This window comes from Sorangium sp. So ce124, assembly GCF_051525235.1.
GTDB lineage: Bacteria > Myxococcota_A > Polyangia > Polyangiales > Polyangiaceae > Sorangium > Sorangium atrum.
Map to the genome: position 1 here is coordinate 7,408,357 of NZ_CP150312.1, position 21,449 is coordinate 7,429,805.

The 21,449-nt window shown below is 71.8% G+C and carries 15 protein-coding genes; 11 read left to right on the forward strand and 4 right to left on the reverse strand.

From position 1 onward, the window contains the following. Positions 1-10: 10 nt before the first annotated feature. Positions 11-1,351: a FecR domain-containing protein gene (locus WMF19_RS27775; protein ID WP_437893121.1), complete on the reverse strand. Its 1,341-nt coding sequence runs from the start codon at positions 1,349-1,351 to the stop codon at positions 11-13. Next, on the reverse strand, positions 1,348-1,983 hold the full coding sequence (locus WMF19_RS27780) for an RNA polymerase sigma factor (protein ID WP_437893122.1): 636 nt from the start codon (positions 1,981-1,983) through the stop codon (positions 1,348-1,350). The genes WMF19_RS27775 and WMF19_RS27780 overlap by 4 nt, the downstream gene beginning before the upstream one ends. Positions 1,984-2,119: 136 nt before the next feature. Between WMF19_RS27780 and WMF19_RS27785 the strand changes: the two genes are divergently transcribed. The 5 genes from WMF19_RS27785 (at position 2,120) to WMF19_RS27805 (ending at position 8,135) form a co-directional block, all read left to right on the forward strand. Beyond that, complete coding sequence (locus WMF19_RS27785; protein ID WP_437893123.1) at positions 2,120-3,853, forward strand: pectate lyase family protein; 1,734 nt, start codon at positions 2,120-2,122, stop codon at positions 3,851-3,853. A 217-nt stretch (positions 3,854-4,070) separates the two neighbouring features. After that, positions 4,071-5,318: a pectinesterase family protein gene (locus tag WMF19_RS27790; RefSeq protein WP_437893124.1), complete on the forward strand. Its 1,248-nt coding sequence runs from the start codon at positions 4,071-4,073 to the stop codon at positions 5,316-5,318. A gap of 53 nt (positions 5,319-5,371) precedes the next feature. Next, positions 5,372-6,595, forward strand: a complete 1,224-nt coding sequence (locus tag WMF19_RS27795) for a pectate lyase family protein (RefSeq protein ID WP_437893125.1) — start codon at positions 5,372-5,374, stop codon at positions 6,593-6,595. A 371-nt stretch (positions 6,596-6,966) separates the two neighbouring features. Then, positions 6,967-7,941, forward strand: coding sequence for a GAF domain-containing protein (locus WMF19_RS27800; protein ID WP_437893126.1), 975 nt, complete (start codon positions 6,967-6,969; stop codon positions 7,939-7,941). Next, the gene (locus WMF19_RS27805) at positions 7,938-8,135 is read left to right on the forward strand and encodes a hypothetical protein (protein ID WP_272093812.1); all 198 of its coding nucleotides are present in this window, start codon (positions 7,938-7,940) and stop codon (positions 8,133-8,135) included. The genes WMF19_RS27800 and WMF19_RS27805 overlap by 4 nt, the downstream gene beginning before the upstream one ends. A gap of 50 nt (positions 8,136-8,185) precedes the next feature. On the opposite strand, the gene WMF19_RS27810 is transcribed toward WMF19_RS27805, so the two are convergent. Then, complete coding sequence (locus WMF19_RS27810; RefSeq protein ID WP_437893127.1) at positions 8,186-9,286, reverse strand: hypothetical protein; 1,101 nt, start codon at positions 9,284-9,286, stop codon at positions 8,186-8,188. Here WMF19_RS27810 and WMF19_RS27815 point away from each other — a divergent pair. Both WMF19_RS27815 and WMF19_RS27820 read left to right on the forward strand, forming a co-directional pair. Next, on the forward strand, positions 9,249-10,202 hold the full coding sequence (locus WMF19_RS27815) for a glycoside hydrolase family 5 protein (RefSeq protein ID WP_437893128.1): 954 nt from the start codon (positions 9,249-9,251) through the stop codon (positions 10,200-10,202). The genes WMF19_RS27810 and WMF19_RS27815 overlap by 38 nt on opposite strands. 1,059 nt (positions 10,203-11,261) lie before the next feature. Beyond that, entirely contained in the window at positions 11,262-13,025 is a 1,764-nt protein-coding gene (locus WMF19_RS27820; RefSeq protein WP_437893129.1) for a cytochrome-c peroxidase, read from the forward strand. Positions 13,026-13,450: 425 nt separating this feature from the next. Here WMF19_RS27820 and WMF19_RS27825 read toward each other — a convergent pair whose 3' ends face one another. After that, on the reverse strand, positions 13,451-14,296 hold the full coding sequence (locus tag WMF19_RS27825; RefSeq protein ID WP_437893130.1) for a TetR/AcrR family transcriptional regulator: 846 nt from the start codon (positions 14,294-14,296) through the stop codon (positions 13,451-13,453). 285 nt (positions 14,297-14,581) lie between these two features. Between WMF19_RS27825 and WMF19_RS27830 the strand changes: the two genes are divergently transcribed. From WMF19_RS27830 to WMF19_RS27845, 4 genes are read left to right on the forward strand one after another with little or no spacing between them, the layout of a single operon-like run. Continuing rightward, positions 14,582-15,430 carry an urea amidolyase associated protein UAAP1 gene (locus tag WMF19_RS27830; RefSeq protein WP_272093816.1) on the forward strand — a complete coding sequence of 283 codons (849 nt, stop codon included), beginning with the start codon at positions 14,582-14,584 and terminating at the stop codon, positions 15,428-15,430. Further along, positions 15,427-16,101 carry an urea amidolyase associated protein UAAP2 gene (locus tag WMF19_RS27835; RefSeq protein WP_437893131.1) on the forward strand — a complete coding sequence of 225 codons (675 nt, stop codon included), beginning with the start codon at positions 15,427-15,429 and terminating at the stop codon, positions 16,099-16,101. Before WMF19_RS27830 ends, WMF19_RS27835 begins: the two co-directional genes overlap by 4 nt. Then, complete coding sequence (locus WMF19_RS27840) at positions 16,098-19,877, forward strand: 5-oxoprolinase/urea amidolyase family protein (protein ID WP_437893132.1); 3,780 nt, start codon at positions 16,098-16,100, stop codon at positions 19,875-19,877. Before WMF19_RS27835 ends, WMF19_RS27840 begins: the two co-directional genes overlap by 4 nt. Then, a complete protein-coding gene (locus tag WMF19_RS27845) occupies positions 19,870-21,435 on the forward strand; it encodes an APC family permease (RefSeq protein ID WP_437893133.1) in 1,566 nt (521 codons plus the stop codon). Before WMF19_RS27840 ends, WMF19_RS27845 begins: the two co-directional genes overlap by 8 nt. Positions 21,436-21,449: the final 14 nt, after the last annotated feature.

Here is a 21,449-nt window from a genome sequence, read left to right on the forward strand (position 1 = left end):
GGACCATCGATCAGGGCTGAGCGGCGAGCTGTCGAGCCGTCTTGGCGTGGACCCCGCTCGGATAGAGGCGCAGGTATTCTTGCGCCACCGCGCGCGCGGCGGCCGGTCCTTCGAGGCTCTGGACCGTGCGCATCTTTCCCGCGAGCGCTTCGGCGGCGAAGGCGCCGCCCGGCGCCTCGCGGAGCGCGGTCTCGTACCAGGTCCTGGCGCGCGCGGCGGCGCCGCGGCTCTCGTGAAGGCGCCCGAGCAAGAAGGCTGCACGGCTCCCCGCGGTCGATGCGTAGCGCGCGCGCAGGGCGAGCAGGGCCTGCTCGGCGAGCTCGCTCTGCCCCACGTAGCGAGCGGCGTCGGCCAGAGCGTTCAGATCGGCGGCATCACAGGAGGTGAGGCAGCTCTGCGTGCCCCGCGCCGCGGCCTCCTGGACGACGCGCCGGAACTCGCCCTGGGAAACGAGCTTGCTCCAGGGCGGTCTGGCGCTCGGCGGGGCGATGAGGGGCGCCGGGGTTTCAGCGGCGCTCGGCGCCGGGGGAGCAGCGGACTCCGGCGGCGGCGCCGCGACCTCGGCGTGCTGTCCCTGCGCTGCAGGAGGCGCGGGCTCGGAGCCTTGCGGCGCCGTGTCGGGGCCTTGCGGCGCCGTGTCGGGGCCTTGCGGCGCCGTGTCGGAGCCTTGCGGCGCCGTGTCGGGGCCTTGCGCCGTCGTGTCGCTGACGTGCAGGGTCCTCGCCTGAGCGTCCCCCACGAAGCGCTGCCCCGCGCGCACGCTCACGACCCCAGAGCCGGAGTAGCCTTCCACCTCGACCGCGCCCTCGCGCAGGATCACCTCGAGCCGCTCGCGATCGGCGTCCCAGAGCAGCTCGAAGCGCGTGCCCACCACGCGGACCACGAAGGGACCCGCGACGAAGCGCCAATCGCTGTGCCCGGTGTGCGTGACCTCGGCTTCTACCCGGCCGCGCTCGACCGAGATGCGGGCGCCGCGCTCGTTCTTGATCTCGTCGATGCGAAGCCGCGTCCCTGCCGCGGCCCGGATCCGCGTCTGATCGGAGAAGGTGATGGCGGCCGGGTGATCGACGGGCGCACGCACATAACCGCTCTCGTTCACCGCGCCCTCGACGACGTAATCGAGACCTCGCTCCGTTCGCCAGAAGAAGACGACGGCCATCAGCACGCTCGCGGCGAAGGCGAGCGGAGCCACCCAGCGAACGACCACCCGCGCCTTGCTCGCGCGGGCCTGCTCCTCGTCGACGCGGCGCAGGAAGGCGGCGCGCGCCTCGCGGCGCTCCGGCTCGCTCAGCTGAGCGGCTCTCTGCAGGAGGGCCGCGACGGGATCGAGCTGTCGTTCGGGTTCGCTCATGGCCAAAGTCCTTCACACCGGGACAGGAACTCCTGGAGGGCTGGCTCGCGCGCCTTGAGCAAGAACGCGCGCGCGCTCTCGAGCTCACGGCGCACCGTCGACTCGGACACGCCGAGCGCCGCCGCCGTCTCGAGCATGTCCAGTCCTTGCACGTGGCGCAGCACGAAGGCCATGCGCCGTCGCGTGCTCAGCTTGTCGAGCACACGGTGGAGGGCGCTGAGCACCTCGCGATGCTCGAAGTCGACGCGCGCGAGGGCGCGCTCGGGGAGCTCTCCGCTCGGGGAAAGGCCCACCCAGCGGCGTATCTTGCGCTTCCGGATCTCGAGCGCCGCCTGCCGCGCGGCCATGGACGCGAGATAGCCGCGAAGGGCCCCCCCGTCCTGGATGCGCGCGGCGCCCTGGATCAGGCCCAGGAAGACCTCCTGGACCAGGTCTTCGAGGCTCGTGTCGGGACCGAGCGCGCCGTAGAGCACACCTCGCACGAGACCCGAATACCTGTCCCAGATGACGGCGAGGGCCTCGCGCTCTCCGGCGGCAGCGCCGGCGACCAGGCTCGCGTCCGACCGCTTGTCGGCGGGGAAGCGGGCCAAGGTGGGTCCGGGCGGCGGGGCGGAGCGCGTGGGTTGAGCCACTCTCTCCTAGTTACTTGGGGGCGTCCCGAGCCTCCAGAAAAATTCGGCCGCCGCCAGGACGCTGGATCGGAGCGGGCGACTCGGAGCATTTGGGTTGCGCTCTCGGACATCGCCCCCCAGCTTTGCCCTGTTCGCCATGCGCCTCTCCTGCCGCACCTGGCTCCTCCGAGTCGCCGCGCTCTCGGCCTTGGCCTGTGCGCTCTCCTGTGAGGACCAGCTCATCCAGACGGCCACCCGACCTGCGGGGAGCGCGGGTGTCGGCGGCGGCTCTCCTTCCCTCTCGGAGCTCGCCTGCGACGGCGAGCCGCCCGCAGCGGAGCTCCCTCCCGGGGCCGCCTTCGGAGAGGGAGAGGAGCTCGCGAGTTCGCCGCTCGTCGGCACGAGCTACGGCGCGCTCGAGGGCCCCGGTCTCTCCATCACGGCGCGCGACACATTCCGCGTCTATGTGAACGGGGATCTCATCGCCGCGAGCGAGTCGGCGCGCGCTCCGATCTTCGTGCCCGTCTCCCTGCTCCCGGGAGAGAACGTGATCGCCGTGAGCGTTCACGCTGCAGCGGGGACCCCGGCGGCGCTCGTCCACCTCGACGAGCTCGAGCGCAGCCATGGGAGCGGCAGCGACTGGAAGCTGAGCACCGCGCCGGAAGGCGACTGGGCCGCTCCCGGCTACGACGACAGCGGCTGGACGGCGGCGCGCGAGCTGGGGAGCGCTGGAGATCTGCCGGGCTGCGATCCAGAGGCTGCCTTCCCCGCGAGCACGGAGGCTCGCTGGATCGGGCCCGCGCCCGGGACGAGGGGGCCCATCGCCCTCCGGAAGGTGATACGGATCGACGCGATCGGCTTTGGCGAGGGCACCACGGGCGGCGCACGGGCGACGCCCGTGCTGGTCTCCAGCTGGACCGAGCTCGACAGGCTCGCCCGTTCGGACGAGCCGGCCGTGCTCCTGCTCGCCGAAGGCATCCACGATTTCCGCCGCACAGGCTCGGAGGTCGAGGACATCGAGGTCTGTCCAAGCACCTGTTCGGAAGATCCCGAGAAGACGGTCTATCGGGTCCTCACCGGGGATACGACCTGCGAGCGCGCGCTCGTCGGGGCGACGCGGAACGATCGCGTCCTGCACTTCGGCTCCAACAAGACCCTGGTCGGGCTCGGGCGCGGCGCGGCGCTGCCGGGCGTGAGCATGGCCCTCGGCGAGAGCCAGAACGTGATCCTCCGCAACCTCGCCCTCTACGATGTGAACGCGCACCTGCACGAAGCGGGCGACGCGTTCACGCTGACGCACCCTTCCAGGGTCTGGATCGATCACACGACCGCCAGGTGGATCAGCGACGCCTTCGCCGACGTCCTCGCGGGCACGAGCGGGGTCACCTTCTCCTACGCCCACTTCGACGGCAGCAACGGCGCCGAGTGCAGCGGCCGAGAGCGCTGGGCCTGCACGATCACCGACGCCGAGGTGACGATGCACCACTGTCGCTTCGATGAAGTGAGCACGCGCGCCCCCCTCGCCACCGGCTCCCTGGCGCGCGTCCACCTCTTCAACAATGTGTTCTCGAACATCTCGGACTGGGCGGTCGGAGCTTCCTGTGAAGGGCAGCTGCTGCTCGAGGCGAGCGTGTTCGAGAACGCCGAGGCAGCGACGCGGCGCTCGGACTGCAGCGACGGGACGGGCCGCGGGCGCCTGCTGGCCGTCCCTGATTCGAACCTCTACCGCGACGAGAGCGACGTTCACCTGGGCGGGAACGGGGAGCCAGCCGATGACGTCTTCGAGCCCCCCTACGACTACGCGCCCGAGCGGGCGAGCGACGCGTTGCCCCAGGTGATCTCTCGCGCCGGAGCCGGAGGGCCCTGGGCCCTGCCGCTCGCACGCGAGTAAAGGGGCGGGGGCGGGAGCTGGCCGCCCCGGGAAGCGCAGCCCGCTCAGGCATCGCCGCGCGGCGCCGAGAGCGCTCCGCTCCACGCCTCGGGCGCGAGGCCCGAGGGCGGCTCCGCGAGGACCGTCCCTTTTTTTGGCGGGTCTGACCTTCCTCGAGCAACTCGCTCTCCTGAGGTGCACGTGATGCGCACCTGCTTCTGTTCCGGAGAACTTTCCTATGCCGCGTCCTTGCTTCTACCTGGCGCTCCCTTCCCTTCTCGCACTCTCTTTCTCCCTCGCGTGTTCGAGCGAGCAGGGCGCCGATGATCCGGCCTCCTCCGCCGGAGGTGGCTCGTCCGCCGCATCCAGCGGGCAATCGAACGGCACGACGGGCAGCGGCAGCGCGGCGTCGTCCGGCGGCTCGGGAGGCGCTGGCGCCGGCGCGGGGACCGGCGGAACCGGCGGCGACGACGGCGGCGGCGGTTCAGGGGAAGGTGGTTCAGGCGGCGACGGCGGTTCGGGTACAGGTGGTTCAGGGGAAGGTGGCTCGGAGGGCGGCGATACGTCCGACTGCAACAACGTTACGGTGGGAGCCCTCATCGAGGTGAATCGCGATGGATCGGGCGATTTCACCTCGGTGCAGGCCGCGATCAACAGCGTCGCCAGGTCGAACACGACGCCCGCCATTATTCGCATCGCCCCCGGGACCTACTCCGAGAAGCTCGTCGTCGACCGTCCCCACGTGACGCTCTGCGGCCAGACAGGTCGGGCGGAGACGACGGTGCTCACCTACGGTGACAACGCGAACACCTCGAACGGCGCGGGAGGCACGCTGGGCACGTCGGGGAGCTTCAGCGTCAATATCTCCGCGAGCGACGTCTCCGCCGAGAACATCACCTTCGCCAACAGCACGGGCCCGGGCGTGCAGGCCGTGGCCCTCCTCGTCACCGGCAGCCGCGTGCAATTCCGCCGCTGTCGGGCCCTGGGTTACCAGGACACCCTCTATGTGAAGGGCGGAACCCAGTACTTCAGGGACTGCACCATCGAGGGCAGCGTCGACTTCATCTTCGGCGGCGCCACCGCCGTGTTCGAGGACTGCACGATGCATAACGCCGCGGGCGGGTCAGCGATCACAGCGCCGAGCACAGACCAATCGACTCCTTTCGGCATCGTGTTCCTGGGAGGACAGGCCACGGCGGCCAGCTCCGTCAGGTCCGGCTCGGTCGCCCTGGGTCGCAACTGGCGCCCCTACGGCGCGGCCACCTACCTCGGGACCGAGCTCGGCGCGCACATCGCGCCCGTCGGCTGGGTCCGCATGGGCGACAACACGCTCGCGACGGCGCGCTTCGCCGAGCACATGACCACGGGACCCGGCGCGAAGCCGAGCCAGCGAGCCCCCGAGTCCAGCCAGCTCAGCGCGGCCGAGGCGGCGCGCTACACGGTCGAGAACATGCTCGCGCCCTGGAAACCCACGTTTGCGGACTGAGAGCACCTCTCGTCACCCCTCATCGATTGCGACCAAAGAAAGGTCATGGCGCCATGACGCGGAACCGCGTCGCCTCCTTCCTCCTTGCTGTCTCTCCTCTCGGCTTCGCCTTTGCCTGCGGGACTTCAGGGTCCAGCGGCGCGGGAAGCGCTGGCCCGCTGGCCGGAGGAACCGGGAGCACGAGCGCGACGACGGGAGGTGAAGCGAGCGGAGGCGGCTCGGCGACGGGTGGAAACCTGGGCCCTGATGGCGTGGGTGGCGGCGGCTCGGCGACCGGCTCCGGGGGTTCGGGCGGCGGCGAATCAAGCGCCGGTTCGGGTGGCACGGACGGCGGTACCGGAGGAGCGGACGGCACGGTCGACAGCGCGGGGTGTCCCCTGACGCTGGAGGGCTTTGCCAGCGTGAGCGGCGAGGGCCAGGACGGGACCTATGGCGGACGAGGCGGCGCGGCGGTCACCGTGACGACCCAGGCCGATCTCGAACACTACGCCGGCGCGCCCGAGCCCTATGTGATCCGGATCCAGGGAAAGATCACGATGTCCCCCAAGGGAAAGGAGATCTCGGTCGCATCGAACAAGACCATCGTGGGCGCCGGCGCGACGGCGGAGATCTCCCAGGGTGGGTTCTTCCTGGGAGGCGGAGTGCACAATGTCATCCTGCGGAACCTGACGATCGGCGACACCTTCGTCGAAGGAGACTGGGAAGGAAAGACGCAGGACTTCGACGGGATCCAGCTGGACACCGCCCACCACGTCTGGATCGATCACTGCCATCTCCACCACATCGGCGACGGCATGATCGACAGCCGCAAGGACACCTCGTATCTGACCGTGTCCTGGAGCATCTTGAGCGACCACAACAAGGCGTTCGGGATCGGCTGGACGGAGAACCTGACCGCGCAGATGACCATCCATCACAACTGGTTCCGCGACCTGAACCAGCGCAATCCCAGCACGGACAACGTGCTCCGCGCCCACCTCTATAACAACTGGCTCCAGCGCATCGGCTCCTACGGCAACTACGCGCGCAACCGCACCAACATGGTGCTCGAGAACAGCGTATTCGACACCGTGAAGAGCCCTCATTATTACGACGAGGGCACGCTGGTCGCCGCGGGAAACATCTACCGTTCCACGACGGGGACCAAGGAGTCGACCGGATCCACGTATTCCTTCTTCGATCCGAGCGAATTCTACGAGTACTCCCTCGATCCCGCCGACGAGGTCGAAGCGGTGCTCACCAGGTGCGCAGGCCCGAGATCCGAGCTCGGCCTCTGAGCCGCGGGAGCACGACGAGGCAGGGGACGATCGAGGCCGCCCGCTGGATCGAGGACACGTTTGATGGAGTGACGTTTCGACCGAGTCAGCCGGAGCGCGCCGCTCCTGCTATTCGGTCACGATCGTGATGGGGTTGAGCGTCCATGGAAAGACCCGACAGAGGATCGATCGCGATCCGCGCCAGGCCGGGACAGCGAAGCCGCCGGCCCGCAGGTGGACGCCGGTGGGGTCGTGTTTCCTGGAGCACCGAGCCGATGAAGCGCCCGCGGGGGCACCTCGAGGCGCCGGGTTGCGGTAAGATCGTGGGCCGGGCGCGGGCATGGCGGCGCTCGCGGTCGAGCCCGCCATGTCGCCCCGGCAAGAGCACCCCCATGGCCGATTTGAACGATCCCGCGCGCCTCGCCGAGCTGCACCACGTGCTGCTGCGCGACGACGCGGATGCCATCCTGGACGCCTGCGTCGAGCGGGCGGCCGAGCTCGCCCGGGCGCCGATAGCGCTGGTGAGCCTGGTGGTCCGACACATCCAGCTGTTCCGCGCGCACCGCGGCTTGCCACCCGACCTGGGCGTCAGCTGCGCGACCTCACGGAGCAGCTCGTTCTGCCAGCTCGTGGTGCGCCACGAGGAGCCGCTCGTCGTCGAGGACGCCGTTCACGACGAGCGCGTGCCCAAGGAGCTGGTGGAGCGTTACGGCATCCGCGCGTACGCGGGTGTGCCGGTGCGGGTGCGCCGGCATGTGGTCGGTTCGCTCTGCGTGCTCGACCTCGTCCCGCGCACCTTCGAGCCGGGCGTCATCGAGGGCCTCAAGCGGCTCGCCACCGAGGCCGGCGCGCGGCTCGAGGCGCTGGAGAGCGACACGCCGCCGCCGAGCCGCACCGCGAGGGAGCGCCTCGCCCGGTTCGGGCAGACCGCGCGTGCGCTGGAGCGCGCGCTCATGGCCATCGCTCCCGTGATCGCCGAGGCGCAGCGCGCGGCGGCGACGCTGCCGGAGGCGCCGCAGATCGCGCCGAGCCCGGACGATCTGCGCGCGGCGGTCGACTGCTACCGGGACATGTTCGGGATCGCGGCCGAGCTGGCCGACGACGCCGTGGCCCTCTCGCGCTCCGCTCCGGCCGAGGCCGCGTCCGAGCTCGCGCAGGCGACGCGGTCCCTCACGCGGGACATGGTCGAGATCAGCCCGCTCGTCCGGCTCGCCGAGAGCGTGCTCGGGGGCACGCTCGACGAGGGCATCGCCGCGAGGGCGGCGCACGTCGTGCGGGACGCGTTCGCGGCGCACGAGACCGCGACCGCCGCGGTGCGCCGGATCATCACCACCGTCGAGCGGACGCGGACAGCGGAGGCGTGGTGAAAGGCCGAGCGTACCAGCTGCTCCGCTCCTGTATCGGCGACAAGGACCCTCCGAACGCGCGCGACGCGTTCATCTATGCGCGGGTCATCATGCGCGCGCGGGTCGTGCCCGAGGAGATCACGCCGACGCTCGACGACCCCGACGTCGAGCGCCGGCTGGAGGGCGCGCTGCAAGACATCCTCCGCCGCGCCTAGAGCGACGGTCACCCGCTTCGGATACGGGCCCACCTCGACGTTTTCGGTGCTCAGCGCACAGGAGTGCGCTTGCGCGCCGAAAACGCCGATCTGGGCCCGTCTCCTGTGCGGGAGACCGCCGCTCTGCTGTGCATGGTGCAGAGGGGGGCGGAAGAGGGGCCGTCGGTCCCTCGCGCCGGCAGGCTCCGAGAGAGACGCCCACGAGAGGGGTGCAGCGTGGTCCCGCGAAGGAGCGTGCGGATCGCGCATCGTGCGGGTCGTGCATCCAGGCGTGCAGGACGCGGTGACTCTCCCACTTTCACCTTCACCCGTCGCGCCGGGCCTGCTATGCAGCGGATCGCCTTTTTTGCCGATGTCCTTGCTTGACGCCCGCGTAGCGGCCGGGCGCGCCGTTCGAGGCGCCTTCCTTGGAGAATTACGATGAGCCATGACTTGACCCCTGGACTGTTCACCGGGCCGAAGTGGACGCGCGGCCTTCTGCAGCTCGCCTTGCCCGCGATGGTGCTGCTCGCTTGCGGAAGCCCGTCGGGAGACTCGACATCAGGGGGCGGCGACGCATCGACCGTGGCGTCGGCGTCGACCTCCTCGAGTGGCGGCGTCGATGCGACGGCGTCGGCCTCCTCGGGCGGCAACGGCGGCTCGGGCGGCAATGGCGGCTCGGGCGGCAATGGCGGCTCAGGCGGCAACGGCGGCTCGGGCGGCGACGATGCGTCGACCGTGGCCTCCTCGTCGGCCTCCTCGGCCAGCGGCGGCGATGCCTCGACGTCGGCCGTGGCCTCCTCGTCGGCCTCCTCGAGCAGCGCCGGCGGCGCGGGCGGCGGCGATGCCTCGACGTCGGCCGTGGCCTCCTCGTCGGCCTCCTCGAGCAGCGCCGGCGGCGCGGGCGGCGGCGATGCCTCGACGTCGGCCGTGGCCTCCTCGTCGGCCTCCTCGAGCGGTGCCGGCGGCGCGGGCGGCGGCGATGCCTCGACGTCGGCCGTGACCTCTTCGTCGGCCTCCTCGGCCAGCGGCGGCGCGGGTGGCGGCGATGCCTCGACGTCGGCCGTGACCTCCTCGTCGGCCTCCTCGAGCGGCGCCGGCGGCATGGGTGGCGGCGATGCCTCGACGTCGAGCGTGACCACCACCTCGAGCTCGACCACCTCGACCGGCACGGGCCCCCTCGCGAGGACGCCGGTGGAGCGGCACGGCCGCCTGAAGGTGATGCGCAACCGCGTCGTCGACGAGCACGGGGAAGAGCTCCAGCTCAAGGGCATGAGCATGTTCTGGAGCGTGTGGGAGGGCGAGAAGTTCTACAACGCGTCCGCCGTCGGCACGCTCGTGAACGACTGGGATGTGACCGTCATCCGCGCCGCGATGACCGCCAACACATCGGGGCTCGGCTACGTCAACAACCCGGACGCGGAGAAGCGGAAGGTCAAGGCGATCGTCGACGCCGCCATCGCGAGAGGCATTTACGTGCTCATCGACTGGCACGATCACGACGCGATCCAGAACAAGGAGGCCGCGAAGCGCTTCTTCCGGGAGATGGCGATCGAGTACGGCGATGAGCCCGCCGTGATCTTCGAGGTGTTCAACGAGCCCGACACCGAGACCTGGGAGCAGGTGAAGTCGTATGCCGAGGAGGTGATCCGGGAGATCCGCGGCGCCGGCTCCGACAACCTCGTGATCGTCGGGTCGCCGAACTGGTCGCAGGACGTGGACGTCGCCTCCAGGAACCCGATCACGAGCTACGACAACATCGCCTACACGCTCCACTTCTATGCCGCGACGCACAAGGATGCGCTGCGCACCAAGGCGAGGACCGCGCTGTCCGCGGGCCTCGCGCTGTTCGTCACCGAGTGGGGCACCTGCGCTTCCAGCGGCAACGGCGCGCTCGATCTCGCCGAGTCGCAGCGGTGGCTCGACTTCCTGGCCAGCAACAGCATCAGCTGGCTCAACTGGTCCGTCGTCGATAAGGCCGAGTCCTGCGCCGCGCTCAGGCCCGGAGCGAGCTCCGGCGGCCCGTGGTCGGATGGCCAGCTGACCGAGTCGGGGCGGTGGGTGAAGCAGAAGATCCAGGCGCCTTGACGCGGGAGGCCGGCCGAGGGGCGCCGTCGAGGACGGGGGCGCTCCGCCCGGGTCGATCGCGCGGCGACACGTCGCCTCGGGCACGGACAGCGAAGCTCCCGCGGCGCGCTTCCCATTCCTTCGAGGCCTCCTCGAAGACCAGAGTCTAGCCCTCTCGCCTTCGCCTCGATCACCAGGCGATCCGGGCTCGATCGGCTCACTCCTGCGCTTCCTCATCGACGACATTGCCCGAACTCGGTCGATGAGTCAGGGTTTCGGCGACGCACACGGCCGCGCCTGTTCGGCGCGGTGACGGCGCGATGAAGGGATATGTCCTGTCCCTTCATCCCACTTCGTCCGGTCCTCGACAGAGGCCGTCTTCTCCCTCGAATCCCCCGCGCGAGCCGGTGCGCTCGCGACACGAGGAGACGCCCGGCCGAGGCGAGGCAGGACGAGACGTCGATGCGCGCCCAGGACACGCGCTGTCTTTCTGAAGATCGGATGGCTTGAAGAGACTCGAACGATGCCGGGCGGAACCCCGTCGAGCGTCGGCGCTCGCGACATCCGCTCATCGCAGGACGGACGAACATGCCGGCGACCCGCGGTGCCCCGCGAGGACGCTGGTGCGCGCCGCCTGTCATTCACTCGCGCAGCAGCGAAGGAGGCTTCCTCGTGATGGTTAGAGCTCGTTCTGAAGACCCGCGCACGGGCGGGATCGGGGCGTGGATCGTCAGCGTCCTGATGGGTCTATCGTCAACCGCCGGCTGCTTGCCCCAGGGACACGAGCTTCCGTGCTCGGGATGCGGAAGACCCGGACCGTCTTCGTCGCTCGGGGGCGGTGGGCCTTCGTCGCTCGGGGACGGCGGCTCATCGTCGCTCGGGGGCGGCGGGTCTTCGTCGCTCGGGGACGGGGGGTCTTCGTCGCCGGTCGCGCCAGGGAGCGGTGACTCGCCGCCGTCGGATCCGCCGGACGACGGCGCGACGCCCGCGCCGGCCGCTCCGCCGCCGTCCCTCGGCTCGCTCCGAGGCGTCCCCATCCCCGAGCCGAGCGAGCTGTCCCGGTACGTCAAGAGCAGGGAGATGGCCGTCGCCCTCGGAAAGGCGCTGTTCTGGGACATGCAGGTCGGCAGCGACGGCGTGGCGTGCGCGACATGCCACTTCCACGCCGGCGCAGACCACCGCAAGAGAAACCAGATCAACCCCGGGCTCAACAACCAGGATCCCGAGCGGCGCACGCGGTTCGAGGCCACGCGATCGGACGGGAAGGGCGGACCGAACTACGCGCTCGTGGCGAGCGACTGGACCTTCCGCCGCGACTTCCCCGCAGATGCCGACGACGTCATCTCTTCGCAGGGCGTGTTCCACGCTCGATTCAACGGCATCGTACCCGGGAGCGCGAAGGACGACTGCACGCTGCTGCCGGACATCTTCCAGGTGCAAGGGGTGAACGTGCGGCGCGTCGAGCCGCGGCAGACGCCGACCGTCATCAACGCGGTGTTCAACTTCCGCAACTTCTGGGACGGACGCGCGAGCAACCATTTCAACGGAGTGAACCCGTTCGGCAAGCGGGATCCGGACGCCGCCGTCCACGCCGTGCGCGACGGCATCCTGGTCCCCGAGAAGGTCGACCTGGAGAACTCGAGCCTCGCATCTCAGGCCGTGGGCCCGCCGATCAACCCCTTCGAGATGTCGTGTGAGGGGAGGACGTACGCTGACGTCGCCGCGAAGCTCTTGCCGCGCAGGCCGCTCGCTGACCAGATCGTGGACCCCACGGACAGCATCCTCGGCGAGCTCCGCGATCCGAGCGGGAAAGGGCTCGCTCCTTCCTATGGGGAGCTCGTCGAAGGGGCGTTCGTGGACGCGTACTGGCGGTCGGACCAGCGCGTCGGCGATCGGTCGCTCGTGGAAGCGAACTTCTCGCTCTTCTGGGGTCTCGCCATCCAGCTCTACGAGGCCACGCTCGTGTCCGACAACAGCCGGTTCGATCGTTTTGCCGAAGGGGACAGCGCCGCCCTGAGCGACGAGGAGCGCGCGGGGCTCGCGATCTTCCAGGGCAAGGGCAGGTGCATCAACTGCCACCATGGCCCCGAGTTCACCAGCGCCGCGACCCGCCTGCAGCGCGAGGCGCAGGTGGGCGGTTTGATCTCGCGGATGCGGGTCGGGAACGGCGGCGCCGCGCTCTACGACAGGGGCTACTACAACATTGGCGTTCGGCCGACCGAGGAGGACATCGGCGTCGGAGGGGTCGACCCCTTCGGTCATCCGTTCTCGTTCACGCGGCAAGGGAAGCTGCTGGCCGAGGGCGAGGGCGCCCCGGATGGTTTCCGCATCGAGCCGGCGTCGTTCGAGGTCGATCCAGGGGTGCCGATCGCGCCGGGCGAGCGCGATACGATCGACGGCGCCTTCAAGGTCCCGACGCTCCGGAACGTCGAGCTGACGGGCCCCTATTTTCACAACGGAAGCGCGCTGACGCTGCGGCAAGTCGTCGAATTTTACAACGCTGGCGGCGGCCGGCGAGAACGGGAGGGCGGCGACACGACCGGGTTCGGGCCCAACGGGACGAACCTCGCTCCGAACATTCAGCCGCTCGGGCTGACGGAAGAGGAGAAGAAGGCGCTCGTGGCGTTCCTGGCGACGCTCACGGACGAGCGGGTCCGGTTCGAAGAGGCGCCGTTCGATCACCCGCAGCTGTTCGTCGTCGACGGTCACTTCTGGAATGAATGGACCGTGGTGGATGACGGCACGGGGCGTGCTCGCGAGAAGGTCAAGGAGGTCCCGGCGGTCGGCGCCGCAGGGCGCAAGCCGAAGGACCTCCCTGGGCTTGCGCCTTTCAACCCGCTCTGAGCGCCCTGGCGCGGCGATCCCCGCGGCGGCGATCCCAACCTGGGTCGGCGATCCCAACCTGGGTCGGCGATCCCAACCTGGGTCGGCGATCCCAACCTGGGTCGGCGATCCCAACCTGGGTCGGGTCGCCTGTGGAGAGCCCAACCTGGGTCGGGTCGCCTGCGGGCAGCCTTGGAGAGCCCAACCTGGGTCGGGTCGCCTGCGGGCAGCCTCAACCTGGGTCGGGTAGCCTCAACCTGGGTCGGGTCGCCTCAACCTCGGTCGGGTCCGCCGGGTCGGGTCGCCTCAACCTCGGTCGGGTCCGCCTCAACCTGGGTCGGGCCGCCTGGCCGCCTCAACCTGGGTCAAGTCCCCTGGTCGCCTCAACCCGGGTCGGCTCCCCCCTCGGGTCGGCCCCCCTCCCCCTCAACCTGGGTCGGGCCGCCTCAACCACGGTCGGCTCCCTCCGTCGGCTCCCTCCGACGGTCGGCTCCCTCCGCTCCCCCTGCCTTCCTCCGGAGCGCCGCGAGCCTCGACGGCCGCACCAGCAGCCCGCCGACCGTCTGATCCGCGACGAGCTCCGCGATCTGCTCCGGCGCGTAGCCCACCGCCGCCGGATCGCTGGCAGCGAGCGGATGCACGCGCCCTCCTCCCTCCGGCCGGCACCAGTTCTGCACGCTCTCGTCCTGGGCCAGCACCGTCAGCGCGCACAGGTAGGCGTCCACCTCGCGGAACCTCCCCTCCCCCATCCCGCGCCCCACCATCGCGGCCACCGCCTCGGTCAGCGCGCGCCGCTCGGCCCAGTACGTCGCGAATGCCGTCGGATCCCGCTCGCTGAACCGGTGGATCTCCGTGATCTCCAGGGGAAAGCCGCACACCGTCTGTACGTCGAAGCGCACGAAGCGCCATAGCTGCACGTCCGCCGTCTCACCGGCCGCCTCGAGGCTCCGCGCGTACGACAGCGGCAGCCTGTTCACCTGCTGCAGGATCTCCGCGACGATCAGCTCCTTGCGCCGGAACCAGTAGTACAGCGACGACTGCCGGAGCCCCGCCGCCTGCGCGACCTCCAGCATCGACACCTCGGCGACCCCCCGCTCGGCGAACAGCCGGCCCGCCACCTGCAGGATCTGCTCCCGCGGCGCGAGATCGCTCCGCTGCGGCGCCTTGCGCGGCCGGCCCATGCGGCGCGGGCTCCCCTCGGCCTTCTGCTCGCCTCCGGCGTTCCGCCCCTCCTCCGCCGGCTGCCTTTCTTCGACGCTGTGCCCGGCGTCGGTCTTCGGGAGAGGAGCCATCTCTGTCTTCGTCATCATCGTCGGAGGTGGCCATCGCGCAGCCGCGCAATCGCCACCGCGCCCTCATGCCGCCTCGCCCTCCCGCGCGTCAATCGGCTCCGCGCTCGCCCCTCTGCGCCATCCGCTCTTCATCCAATCCACCACCCACACCGCCACCAAGAAAATTCACCGCTTACAGGAAAAAGCGCCCACGCCCTGCATTTTACCCCCGCGAAACAGCCAGGAAACCCCGGCCCCGGATAGTCGACCCGTAGTTTCGATTCTCTATCGAAAGTGAGGCGGGCGATGTCTGAAACGGCCACAACGTACGCCGCGCGCGAGCACGCGCGCGCCCAGGAAGGCAGCGTCGTCGAGACGCAACCCACGGTGCCGAGCACGTCGATCGGCGATCCGCCGGCGGGCGTCGAAGCGCGCGACGTCCTCTGGGAGGAGACCCTCGGCGCCGGCGGTTACGCGGCGCGCACGCTCCCCGTCGGCAGCCGGCTCCGGCTCGTCGACCTCGAGGGCGACACCTGCGTCGCCCTCGTGCTCCACCGCGCGGACCGCCCCATCGAGCGGCTCTGCCTCCCCGACACCGTGAAGCTCCAGTGGCAGGCCTATCCCGGCCCCGGCTACCTGCTCCTGTCGGACATGGGGCGCGTGCTCGCCTCCCTCCTCGAGGACACCGCGGGCCGCCACGACACCTTCTGCGGCACCTCGCTCCCGGCCGAGATCGAGTCCCGCCACGGCAGCGACGCCCACGGCGGCGCCCTCCGCTCCGGCCGCGAGCGGCTCCTCCTCGCCCTCGCCAAGCACGGCCTCGCCGAGCGGGACCTGCCCACGGCCATCAACCTCTTCAAGGGCGTCCGCATCGAGGCCGACGGCGCCATCACCTTCCTGCCCGACTCCTCCCGGCCGGGCGCCCACGTGCTGCTCCGCGCCGAGCAGGACGTCCTCGTCAGCGTCGCCGTCGTGCCGCACCGCCTCGACCCGCGCCCGACCTACCGCGCCGGCAAGGTCCGCCTGACCGCATGGCGCGGCCGCCCCACCGCCGACGACGACCCCCTGCGCAACGCCACCCCCGAGGCGCGCCGCGCCTTCGAGAACACCGCCGAGGAGCTCGCGCTCGGCCTCCGGGCAGGAGGCGCGCGATGAGCCCCGCCGCCACCCCCGGGAAGCCGGTCGCCGCCCTGCGCGACCCCGCCCTCGCCGGGCTGTCCGGCGCCCTCGTTTCCGACGAGATCGTCCCGGCGCGCGCGCCGTGGGCCAGGATCGTCCGCGCCGGCGAGATCCTCCGCGTCATCGACCTCGAGGGCAACCAGGCCGTCGACTTCCTCGCCTACGTCCTCGCCGACACCGCCGAGCGCTACAGCGCCGCCGACACCATCGTCGCCCAGCGCAACATCTTCCTCACCACCGGCGCCCGGCTCCGCTCCAACCGCGGCCGCGTGATGATGACCGTCACCGACGACAGCTGCGGCCGCCACGACACCTCGGGCGGCGCCTGCTCGTGCGAGTCGAACACCGTCCGCTACGGCCACCACACAAAGCACCAGCACGCCTGCGTCGAGAACTTCCTCCTCGCCGCCGCGCCCCACGGCCTCGGCAAGCGCGACCTCGTCGGCAACATCAACTGGTTCATGAACGTGCCCGTCGAGGCCGACGGCACCCTCGGCATCGTCGACGGCCTCTCCGCGCCCGGCAAGCACGTCGACCTCCGGGCCGAGCTCGACCTGCTGCTGCTCGTCTCGAACTGCCCGCAGATCAACAACCCCTGCAACGCGTTCAACCCGACCCCGATCCGCGCGGTGGTGGTGCGGCCATGAGCGCCATGACCCCGCCCTTCCGCCGCGTCCTCGTCGCCAACCGCGGCGAGATCGCGTGCCGGCTCCTCCGCACCCTGAAGCGCCTCGGCGTCGCGTCGGTCGCCGTGTTCTCCGACGCCGACCGCGCCGCCCTCCACGTGCGGCTCGCCGACCACGCCGTCCGCCTCGGCGGCCAGACCCCCGCCGAGAGCTACCTCCGCGTCGACGCCGTGCTCGACGCGGCCCGCCGCGCCGGCGCCGACGCGATCCACCCGGGTTACGGATTCCTGAGTGAATCCGACAATTTCGCGCGCGCCGTCGAGGACGCGGGCATCGTCTTCATCGGCCCGACGTCGGGCCAGATGGAGGCCTTCGGGAGCAAGCACCGGGCGCGGGAGATCGCCGTCGAGGCGGGCGTGCCGCTCCTGCCGGGGACCGGCGTCCTCCGGGACGCGGACCACGCCGCCGCAGAGGCCGCGGCCATCGGCTACCCCGTGCTGCTCAAGGCGAGCGCCGGGGGCGGCGGCATCGGCATGGCCCGCTGCGACGGGCCGGCGGAGCTCCCCGCGGCGTTCGAGCGGGTCCAGCGCCTCGCCCGCTCGAACTTCGGCTCGGGCGAGGTGTTCCTCGAGCGCTTCCTCGCGGCGCCCCGGCACGTCGAGGTCCAGATCGCCGGCGACGGCCGCGGGAACGTGCTCGTCCTCGGCGATCGCGACTGCTCGGTCCAGCGCCGCAACCAGAAGGTCCTCGAGGAGGCGCCCGCGCCCGACCTGCCGCCGCGGCTGCGCTCCGCCCTCGCGGAGTCGGCCCGCGCCCTCGCCGCGAAGGTCGCCTACCGCAACGTGGGTACGGTCGAGTTCCTCGTCGATCCGGCCCGCGCCGAGCACTACTTCCTCGAGGTCAACACGCGCCTCCAGGTCGAGCACGGCGTGACCGAGCTCTGCACCGGCGTCGACCTGGTGGAGTGGATGCTGCGCATCGCCGCGGGCGACACAGCGTTCTTCGCGGGCGGCGACCCGGCGCTCCGGGGCCACGCGATCGAGGCCCGCCTCTACGCCGAGGACCCGGCGCGGGGCTTCCTGCCGAGCGCAGGCCTGCTCACCGAGGTGCGCACCCCCGAGGGCGGCGGCGTGCGCGTCGACGGGTGGGTCGAGACCGGCACCGAGGTCTCCGCGCTCTACGATCCGCTGCTGGCCAAGCTCCTCGTGCACCGCGCGGACCGGGCCGCGGCCGTCGCGGCGCTGCGCGGCGCCGTCGAGGAGACCCGCATCGGCGGGATCGAGACCAACCGGGAGTGGGTCGCGGTCGCGCTCGATCACCCCGATTTCCGCGGGGTCCGGCACCACACGGGCACGTTCGCGGCGCTGCCGTTCCGCCCGCCGACGATCGAGGTGACCGCCTCGCCGGGCGCGGTGACGGTGCAGGACTGGCCCGGGCGCCTCGGCCTGTGGTCGGTCGGCGTCCCGCCGAGCGGGCCGATGGACGATCTGTCGTTCCGGCTCGGCAACCGCGTCGTGGGCAACCCCGGCGGCGCCGCGGGGCTGGAGTGCGAGGTGCACGGGCCCACGCTGGTGTTCCACCGGCGCGCCGTCGTGTGCGCCGCGGGCGCCGCGATGCGCGTGCTCGTCGACGGCACCGAGGTTGCGCCGTGGACGCCGGTCGAGGTCGCGCCGGGCGCCACCGTGGCCTGCGGGCCGGTGCGGGGGCCGGGCGCGCGCGCCTACCTGCTCGTCCGCGGCGGCATCGACGTGCCGGCGCACCTCGGCAGCCGCGCCACGTTCACCCTCGGCGGCTTTGGTGGCCACGCCGGCAGGCCGCTCCGCCCCGGCGACGTGCTGCGCCTCGGCGAGGAGGTCGACCCCTCCCTCGACCCCGGCGCGCTGCCGCCCGAGGCCCGGCCGGAGATCGGCAGGTCCTGGGAGCTCGCCGTGCTCGACGGTCCGCACGGCGCGCCGGACTTCCTCACGCGCGACGGGATCGAGCAGCTCTACGAGGCCGAGTGGGAGGTCCACTACCACTCGGCCCGCACCGGCGTCCGCCTCGTCGGGCCCGCGCCGAGATGGGCGCGCACCGACGGCGGCGAGGCCGGGCTGCACCCCTCGAACCTCCACGACAACGCCTACGGGATCGGCGCTGTCGACCTCACCGGCGACATGCCCGTCCTCCTCGGCCCCGACGGCCCGAGCCTGGGCGGGTTCGTGTGTCCGCTCACGGTCGCCGCGGCCGAGCGGTGGAAGCTCGGCCAGCTGAGCGCCGGGGACAAGGTGCGGTTCCGCTCGATCGTGCCCGCGGAGGCCGACGCGCTGGCGCAGCGGTGCGACGCGCTCGTGGCGCTGCGCGGCGGAGCCTCGAAGGAGGCGCCAGCGCCGCTCGCGGCCAGAGCGAACGGCGCAACCACGGTCGCGAACGGCGGGAACGGCGCAACCACGGTCGCGAACGGCGCAACCACGGTCGCGGCGAGGGCTGCGCCGGCGCCCGCGCCGCTCGCGGCTCCCGCACCGGCCGCGCCGCGGCGGCCGCGCGGCGAGCCCGTGCTGGGCCGCGTGCCGGCGCGCGACGACCGCCCCGCGGTGGTCTTCCGCCAGAGCGGCGACCGCTACGTGCTCGTCGAGTTCGGCCCGCCGGTGCTCGACATCGACCTGCGCGTGCGCGCGCACCTGCTCATGGCGCGGCTCGAGGAGCTGCGCATCCCCGGCGTCATCGACCTGACGCCCGGCATCCGCTCGCTCCAGGTGCACGTCGACGGCGCGCGCCTCACCGTGGCCAAGGCCCTCGACCTGCTCCGCGAGGTCGAGGCCGACCTGCCCGCCCAGGACGAGGTCCGGATCCCGAGCCGCGTCGTCCACATGCCCCTCAGCTGGGACGACCCGGCGACGCGCGAGGCGATCGAGCGCTACATGCGCGCGGTCCGCGACGACGCGCCCTGGTGCCCGAGCAACCTGGAGTTCATCCGCCGGGTCAACGGGCTGCCGGACATCGCGGCGGTCCAGGAGATCTTCCTCGCGGCGAGCTACCTCGTGCTCGGCCTCGGCGACGTGTACCTCGGCGCGCCGGTCGCGACGCCGATCGATCCGCGCCACCGGATGGTCACGACCAAGTACAACCCGGCGCGCACGTGGACGCCCGAGAACGCCGTCGGCATCGGCGGCGCGTACCTGTGCATCTACGGCATGGAGGGGCCGGGCGGGTACCAGTTCCTCGGCCGCACGGTGCCGGTCTGGAGCCGCCACCGGCCGTTCCGGCAGACCACGCGCGAGCGGCCCTGGCTCCTGCGCTTCTTCGACCAGCTCCGCTTCCACCTCGTGTCGGCGGACGAGCTGCTCGACCTCCGCGCCGACATGGTGGCCGGGCGCGGCGAGGTGCGCATCGAGGAGACCACGTTCGACCTGGGCGAGCACCACCGCTTCCTCGCCGAGAACGCCGGGGCCATCCGCGCGGCGCAGGCGCGGCAGCGGGCGGCGTTCGACGCCGAGCGCGCCCGCTGGGAGGCGGACGGCGAGTTCGACCGCGTGCGCCGCGCGGGCGCCCGGCTCGAGGGCGCGCCGACCGCCGCCGAGGACGCCCTCCCGGCCGGGGTGCAGCCGGTCACGGCGCCGCTCACCGCGTGCGTGTGGAAGGTCGACGTGGCCGAAGGGCAGCGCGTCGAGGCGGGCCAGCGCGTGGCCGTGCTCGAGGCGATGAAGATGGAGTTCCCCGTGGTGGCCGACGTGGCCGGAGCGGTCGGCTGGATCGGCTGCCGCCCGGGCCAGATGGTCAGCGCGGGCCAGCCGCTCGTGGGGGTGTCGGCCGATGCGTGACCCGATCTCGACCGCCGCACCGGCATCGGCGTCCGTCGCGGAGGACCGCGGCGACGCCGAGGACCTCGCCCGCCTCGGCTACCGCCAGGAGCTCCGGAGGGACCTGGGCAGCCTGTCCGCCTTCGCAGCGGGCTTCTCGTACGTCTCGATCCTCACGACGGTCTTCCAGCTCTTCGTGATCGGGTACGCCTTCGGCGGGACCCGGTTCTTCTGGACGTGGCCGGTCGTCTTCCTCGGCCAGCTCGCCGTCGCGCTCAACCTCGCCGAGATGGGCTCGCGCTACCCCGTGGCCGGCTCGGTGTACCCGTGGGGGCGCCGCGTCTGGGCCGGCGCTCCGGGGTGGCTCGCAGGCTGGCTGAAGCTCGTCGGCGACGTCGTGAGCGTCGCCGCGGCGGCCATCGCGCTGCAGGCGATCTTGCCAAGCGTTTGGAGCGGGTTCCAGCTCGTTGGAGGCGACCCATCGCTGACGTCGCGCGACGGCGCCGCGAACGCGGTGCTGCTCGGCGCGGGCCTCATCGTGCTGACGACCGCGATCAACATGGCCGGGGTGAAGGTGATGGCCTGGGTCAACGACGTCGGCGTGATGGCGGAGCTCGGCGGCGTCGCGCTGCTGCTCGTGGCGCTGTTCCTGAGCGCGGTGCGCGGCCCGGGCGTGGTGCTGGAGCCCATCTACGGGCCGCCGTCGTCGCTGGGGACGGGGGCGGCGGGCCTGCTCGCGGCCGCGCTGATGCCGGCGTACGTGCTGTACGGCTTCGACTCGGCCGGCTCGCTGGCCGAGGAGACCCAGAACCCGCGGCGGATCGTGCCAAGGGCGATCCTGAAGGCCGTCGTGGCCTCCGGGGTGGGCGGCGCGCTGCTCCTCCTCGCGGCGCTGATGGCGGCGCCGAGCCTGACCGACGGCCGCCTCGCCACGGAGGGCCTCGCCTACGTGGTCGTCGGCGCGCTCGGCCCGACCCTGGGCAAGGTCTTCCTCGTCGACGTGGCGCTGGCCGTGTGCGTCTGCACGCTGGCGATCCAGACCGGCGCCTCGCGCCTGGCCTTCTCGATGGCGCGGGACGGCGCGCTGCCGTGCGCGCCGGCGCTGTCGCATGTGTCGCCGCGCACGAAGACGCCCGTCGCCCCGGCGATCGTCGTCGGCGCGCTCGCGTGCGGCATGCTCGTCGTGAACTACGGCGAGGCGCAGCTGTTCGTGCTCATCACGGAGACGGCCGTGCTGCTCGTGAACCTCTCGTACCTGGTCGTGACGGCGGGGATGCTCCTCCGCCGGCTGCGCCGGTGGCCGGGCCTCGCGGGGGCGCCGGCCGGGGTGTTCTCCCTGGGCCGGGCCGGGCTCGCGCTGAACGCCGCGGCCGTGGCCTGGGGGGTCGCGCTCATCGCGAACATCGCCTGGCCGCGACCCGACGACGCCGAGGCGACGTGGATGGAGTACTTCCCGGTGATCGGGGTCGCCGCCACGCTCGTGGTCGGGCTCGGGGTGTTCGCCGCGACGCAGCGGCCGGCAGGAGCGCGGGTTGCCATCGGCCAGCCCGGGGAGCGCTCGGCCTCGCTGACCTCCTGAGGCGGGCCGCTCCG